At 53.7% G+C, this 6,400-nt stretch carries 8 protein-coding genes; 3 read left to right on the forward strand and 5 right to left on the reverse strand.

Annotated features, from left to right (window positions below; genetic code table 11):
• The 3 genes from RSSM_RS23320 to RSSM_RS23335 all read left to right on the forward strand — a co-directional run.
• A partial coding sequence (locus RSSM_RS23320) for a hypothetical protein (protein ID WP_008685179.1) occupies positions 1-207 on the forward strand: 207 nt, incomplete at its 5' end.
• On the forward strand, positions 204-1,076 hold the full coding sequence (locus tag RSSM_RS23325) for an IS3 family transposase (RefSeq protein ID WP_008685180.1): 873 nt from the start codon (positions 204-206) through the stop codon (positions 1,074-1,076). The genes RSSM_RS23320 and RSSM_RS23325, both read left to right, overlap by 4 nt.
• A gap of 792 nt (positions 1,077-1,868) precedes the next feature.
• Positions 1,869-2,015, forward strand: a complete 147-nt coding sequence (locus RSSM_RS23335) for a hypothetical protein (RefSeq protein WP_008685182.1) — start codon at positions 1,869-1,871, stop codon at positions 2,013-2,015.
• 163 nt (positions 2,016-2,178) lie between these two features.
• On the opposite strand, the gene RSSM_RS23340 is transcribed toward RSSM_RS23335, so the two are convergent.
• From RSSM_RS23340 to RSSM_RS23365, 5 genes are all read right to left on the reverse strand, one after another.
• Entirely contained in the window at positions 2,179-2,748 is a 570-nt protein-coding gene (locus RSSM_RS23340) for a hypothetical protein (protein ID WP_144060056.1), read from the reverse strand.
• A 133-nt stretch (positions 2,749-2,881) separates the two neighbouring features.
• Positions 2,882-3,073 carry a hypothetical protein gene (locus RSSM_RS23345; protein WP_144060057.1) on the reverse strand — a complete coding sequence of 64 codons (192 nt, stop codon included), beginning with the start codon at positions 3,071-3,073 and terminating at the stop codon, positions 2,882-2,884.
• Positions 3,074-4,112: 1,039 nt separating this feature from the next.
• Complete coding sequence (locus tag RSSM_RS33345; protein WP_144060058.1) at positions 4,113-4,379, reverse strand: hypothetical protein; 267 nt, start codon at positions 4,377-4,379, stop codon at positions 4,113-4,115.
• Positions 4,380-5,333: 954 nt separating this feature from the next.
• Positions 5,334-5,741, reverse strand: a complete 408-nt coding sequence (locus RSSM_RS23360) for a hypothetical protein (protein ID WP_008685189.1) — start codon at positions 5,739-5,741, stop codon at positions 5,334-5,336.
• Positions 5,742-5,871: 130 nt separating this feature from the next.
• A partial coding sequence (locus RSSM_RS23365) for a hypothetical protein (protein WP_236621330.1) occupies positions 5,872-6,400 on the reverse strand: 529 nt, incomplete at its 5' end.

A 6,400-nucleotide genomic window follows, 5' to 3' on the forward strand; every position in this document is an offset into this window, starting at 1 on the left:
CACTCTGCGACATCGATCGTTGAGCGTCTGGGGATCTCCGGAACGAACCTTCTTTACCGCTGGAAGAATCAACAGGTCGAGTCGGCCGGGCCGGTTGGCGAGGTGCTCGATAGCCGCGTCGTCGAACTCGAGGCAGAGCTGCGACGGGTCGAGCGTGAACGCGATGTTTTAAAAAAAGCTTTGATCATTTTCGGCCGAAACGAGTGAGCCAGCTCTACTCCGCCGCGCTGAGCATCATTCGCGATGGCACTGCATCGCAGCGAGAAGTCGGCGAGATCCTCGGTTTCTCGCGATCCGCGTTTCAGCGATTTCAAAGCGAACCTCCAAGCCAAAGAGAACAGAGCGACATGGATGTCCTGCCGATGGTGATCACCACGTTTCATCGACACCGCAGACGCTACGGTGCCCGACGGATCGCTGCAGACTTGAAACTACAAGGAGTTGCAATCGGACGTGAAAGGGTCGCCAAACTACTGGGAATTGCGGGGCTATCGGCGTTGCAGCCAAAATCGTTCAAGCCGCGAACGACCGAAAGTCGACACACCCTGGGCTACAATGAGAACTTGTTGCTTGAGCGGCCTGAGCCAACGAGCGTCAATCGTTTGTGGGTAGGCGACATCACCTACATTCCGATCGTGCGAACTGGATTCGCTTACATGGCGACCCTCATGGATCGCTTTTCCAGACGGATCATCGGCTGGTCTTTGGAAATGGATATGACCGATAGCCTCGTGATCAAGACGCTCCAAAAGGCGATTCGAAGTCGACAACCTTCAAGAGATCTCATCCACCACACCGATCGCGGCGGTCAGTACGCAAGCAAGAAATATCGTGCGATCATCAGGCGCAGTTCGATGCGTCAAAGCATGAGCCGAGCTGGCGACTGCTATGACAACGCGTTTATGAAATCTTGCTTTGGAACGAACAAGACGGAGCTGCAAATGACCGAGTATGAAAACTATCGCGAGGCATTGAGCGAGCTGACCGAGTTCATTGCCTACTACAACACATCGCGACTTCATTCATCGCTCGGCTATCTTTCGCCGACCAAATTCGAATCAACCGTCCCCAGCTAAAATAAGAGGACGCGTGGCCCCCAAAACCCAGGCCACCTCAAAGAGTTCGTAGGGCCGCCAAAAGACATTCACTGCGCGGGGAATAAAGTCCAACGGATGAAGAGAGGCAAAGGCGATCCAGACGGGTAGCGCGATCCGCCAACGGCTAGTCGGTTGCATCGGAACCGCGAAGAGCACGCAAAGCAGAACAGCAAGTCGTTCGGAGGAGATAGGAAAGACATTGCGCTTTGCCAACCAGATCCCAGAGCGAGCGATTGCGAAAAGCAACCAGAGTGCATCAAGGATGGACAGCCCGGGACGCGTAGAACCCGACGGTCATCCGTGATACCAGATCATTGTCGTCGCCCGTCCTTGGGTTGGTGTCGTCTGAGTAGTCTCGGACACGGTCGCAGATATAGCGGCGTATCTTCGTTTGGCCAGCAAGAAGGTTGAGTCGCCCGCATTCTTGGTTGGTTGGCGATATTGGTTATCGAAGTTGCTCAGAGGGCCGCCTGAGTACGAGTTCCATGGCGAAACCGTGCGCCCGCGACTCCGTGTGCATCGCATCGTTCTATTCGCTGCTTTTTGTCTCGCGCAGCGACGATTCGTCTCGCAAACTTGGTCGGTAGAGCGTCTGTACGTCCCGTTGCTACGGTCTCAGGAATTTAGCTTCGCCGCTACCCAACGATCGAGTAATGAAAGCCTGAAACTTTTTAGCCGATTTCGAACTGCGTGTTCGATTGAACGTGGAACAGAATTGCCCTTGCGTCTGAAGGCTGGTATCGAGTAGCGGCGGGGCTATTGGAGAAAAATATGAAAAAATGCATTTGGGTGTTGCTGCTATTTTGCTTGGTCGCGGGAGGTTGCGCGGCAGTTCGCGACATGCTGTCGGGTGGAGGCAGCGACTACGATCGATCGCGGCAATTTTGGGACCAGACTTCCGACAGCCCGTTCCGGTAGCGTGACGCAATCGCAGTTGCACGATAGCCTGTCATTCGAATGCGTAGGCGATCATCGCACGTGAACGTGCCCAGGCTGCAAACGTCCGCAATCTCCCGGCGTCCAATAGAGAATGTTCATTTGACATAGCACCGCTTCGCTGCTCGGGTGCGCCGCTGGATTGTTATCGTCCGAATTGTCGGGGCAACCTTTCAACCGTGCGAAGTGTTTGTTTGAATCTTGATTGCAGGTCAGCGAAGTGCTGAGGGACATTGGTCCATGGGGTCAATGCGAATTCACTTGCGAGCAAGGTGAGAATGCCGGGCGAACGATTATCGTAGTAATCAATGGGATTGTTTGCGTAGCGATCAAGTGTTGCGGTTCTATCGAGATGGAGATTGCCCAATTCCGCGTATCCAATTCGGCAGCCAAGGCATAGGAAATCGTGCAGGTTTTCTCCGACGATATGATTGGGATCATTGAACGCCATTGGAATGGTGAGTACGACAGGGGCATCGGGATCGACAGTTTTACCATCAGTAACCGAGCTGAAATGAATTCCGTCAACGCCGATGCTTGCAAAGGTGACCGAATGGATTGGAGTTTGAGGGTATCCGGCATTCTTCGGAGGATCGTGGAAGAACAGCCCAATCGCGTTGAGCCCAACATCGAGATAGTCATGCGGGAAACGTTCGGTCGCGACTTCGTGCAATCGCAACAGGTTGTCAAACGTGGGGTGATGCAAGGAAGTCATTTGCCGTGAGTTTGTTTTGGCGGACATTGGCCCGCGTCACCGTGGCCTGTGTGTTGGCGTCCTATTTGTGAAACCATACCAGCAGGCTTCTGCGTGCCCACAATTCTTTCCGATGGTAACCATTTTGCACTGGCTATTTCCATTGATACACACCATAGCAGGCGTCGATGATCGTCAGTGAAACTACCACGACCAATCCCGTCGCGAGTGTCGACGCGAAGCAAGTGTAACCGGGCGTGCGAATCGTCGCAGTACCTACGGTGGCGATGGCCATCATCCCAACCGGAGTCGCGTAGGTCCACCGTCCAACTAAGACCCATCGCAATCGGGTATGGCAAATCTGGCATCGTGCTGCGTTATCGCATGTTGGAGCAATGGCTGATGCTCGTTGCAAATCGGGCATTCATCTGAACGCGCCGAACAGAACGAATTCTCCGAGATCGTCTGCGGTGGATCGAATGGGCTAGATCGCTCGTCGAAAACGAATGATCCTTCGCGAATTCAAATTTTAACCGGTTAGTTTCAGCCGTCTTCGGATCGTTGGTTTACTAGCCCGCTTCGTAACGGTTTGTCGATTTAATCCAGAGTCAACCTGTATTCGTTTAACCGGTAGCCGTAGGCGACGTGCAGTGGCAAGTAGGTCGCCTACGGCTGCCCGTTAAACGAATAAATCAACAGCCCGGTAAGCGAGGGATTGCATACAGTTGATCGCTTGCGCAGCGTGCCAATATCCTGTCGTGAGCCGCGGTGTTTCCCATTCAATGAACGGCCCCTCTTCGGGGCACGACTATCGATGGTCCATATCAGGACGCGCATGGTTTTCGTGGCTCCGGTGCATTGCGTCGCTATCCTACGTTGGTGTTTGGATCAGCATGGACGCCAAGAAGGATCTCCTTTGGGTCTCCATTGGTCCGGTACGTAGTGATGAGCAAATATGGGAAGGTGAACATGCCTCCCAGGAACACGCTAAGGAAAGCGTAGGTATGGCCCTTAAACGTGAATCCCTCCCGCCACGTGATCCACGTCGCTCCTAGCAGAAGGTAGATCACGAAATCCGTGTCGAATTGGGACCGCCAATTCAATGCCATCAAGTCCGCGAGGGCAACTGCGGGCCAGTTTATGCCATGGTAGATCGAGGCGACCAGTGTCATGGTATAAATCAACACAGTCGAAACGATAAGAAAAATGCGAAGCGGAGTCATCGAATATTTGGCGTAAGAGAAGACACAGTTTGACGCCACCGCGAAATAGGACGTCGGTCGCAGCTTGGCCACTGCTCTGAGATATCCATTTGCAAGTAGGCTGCCCGTCGCCCGTTTGACAGCATGGCAGCCCACGGTTCTAGACGTTCGTCGAGTACGGCGTTAGTCCAAACGAGACAATGAGTCGAGCAAAGCGGTCGCTAGGTTTCGAGCTTGTTCAGCGGTCAGCTCAATTTCTGTGTTGCCTGCGATAGCGGAATCGTTCTTCAACGCAGCGGGAGATTCGGTATCGTCGATCTTTACGTCGGGGGCGACGATCCAAGTCTCGATGTTCACGCAGCCTGGGTGTATATCAAGCGAAACTTCTATCCAGCCCTTGCGGTATGGAACCGTATTGGATTTGCAACGATAGACGACATGCGAATTCATGCAGACGAACGACTCTCTGTTTGTGTCAGTCAGATAACGTTGGAAAACGCAAACCAAATCGCATTCCCACCACCCAGCCAGTGAACAACACCGACAGCGATAAGAAAACCAATGTCGAGTAGCCCCGCAAAATGATGAACGCCATTTGCTTGAGCGGTTTGGCGATCCACGGAAGATCGGCGCTTGGCGCCGCCGCAGGCCTGTCGTCTCGTGGACCGTACGGATTTAACCGTTCGTTGATGAGAGCAGATGCTTCGTCATCGCACAACGACCATGTTGACCGAGTCTCGTGGATTCGCTTGCAACCCAAGTGAAGAGTCGACCGCCACCGGAGTCGGACGATTCCAGGGCTATCCGTTTTCGTCAATTTACAATCTACGGGGTTTGCGCGAGAATCTTCTGTGCGGTGAAATTATGGACGGCGTTCGTGGTCGGCCCGGTTGAGATGAGTAGATCGCCCTGCGTCGTGGAGTAGTCGTGGAGTAGACATTGGCGACCAGTGATCCGGAATTTGGTAGCGCAGCGGTACCGAATCCCAACCAACCCAGTAAAGGAAAGAGGATTGCGATGCCGGGTATGCACCGGGGATCGAGCAACCCGACGGCGCCTCTGAATGCAGTGGAGATGTAGAGCCAAGTGTTCGTCGCCAATTGTCTTTGTGGATGGATGCGACTAGCGCCTCAATCACTGCTGAGCCGATGGTCGGAGCTGGATGGGTGAACCAAAAAAGATACGTGTGCGTGATCAGGCTGTCGCCGGCAGCCAGTGACAGCAAACTTTGCGTGATTGAAAACTCTCGGTACAATGCTTCAGGCAGGCCACGACGAAGCGACGGCAAGGAGGTTCAATCGTTCAGTCGGGCAGCAAAAGGCATCACGGTGCGGCGGCGAATCACTTGCAAACAAACGAAACCGCTGTCCACTGCGATTCTGGCGCAGGGAAGGGGGAGACGACTCAGACGTCAGACGCAGATGGATGAGCGAGATTGCCACCGGTTATTGATCGGATAAAGGTTCCGATCGGCGCAGCAATATAAGACGGGACCATCAGAAGCATGGCCACCACGGGAGCAAACAGTGCCGTCGAGAAACCCACCGCAACGTCAGCAGGCTTGGGTGTTGCTCCGCTCATCGCAATGACCGAGTATGAATTGAGCAAGCCTTGAACGGCAGCGTAGATGCCGATCATCAGAGGTGCGTGGACAAACAGCAGGATCGACGCGGCTGCCAATGGCCCACGCCCACGATAAACCAGAATCAGCACGAAAACAAAACTGAGCAACGCCGATAGCGGCAGTAATACGATGTAGGTCGTCCCCAACGCAGACATTGCCCAGTTGAGAAGCGATTGCGGTTCTTCCATTTCAGTCACCAGGTCGAGATGTTTTTTGAGGTGGAGGATTGCATTCGGAGAACACTGGGAAGCATCTGGCCGAAGTCGAAATGTTTCGGCCAGATGAAACAGCCTCACCCGGCTGCGGTAAACGCCGTGCTTACTCGGCGTTGTCGGCCTTGTTAAATAGCCGTATCAGTTCGTCAACGGAATGAACTCTGCTCATAATCGACGCAAACGTGGATTCTGTGTCTGCGGTAAACGTAGGAGCGTGATCGGGCGTGCCGGGGTTTACATAGTAGATCCCACGAGCGCTCGGTGCGAGTAGTGCAACAAAGTCCTCTGCCATTAAGCAATGGATGCAGAACCAGAATCCGGGTGCATGGATCGGCAATTGGATATCGAGCGACAGCGTGACTCGACGATCGACTGCGTCGGCCCCGAGGCGAAGTTCGTAGCTGTCGGGATAACCTGGAAATCGAAGAGGCACGGTCCCATGCCGATCAACGATTCCCTGGTGAAACGGTTCGAATACCGGTAGCAACTTATCGACGTCAAAGGAAACGAATCGACCGTTGAGGTAACGCTGCAACAGTGCGTGGTTGGAATCGAGAATCGAGTCAAACCTCAGTGCGAGGAAACGTAAATGACCGAGGAAAAATAAACGTGTGAGGACAAAAAACGTGTTC

The sequence above is a fragment of the Aporhodopirellula sallentina SM41 genome (genome assembly GCF_000346505.1).
Taxonomy (GTDB): Bacteria; Planctomycetota; Planctomycetia; order Pirellulales; family Pirellulaceae; genus Rhodopirellula; species Rhodopirellula sallentina.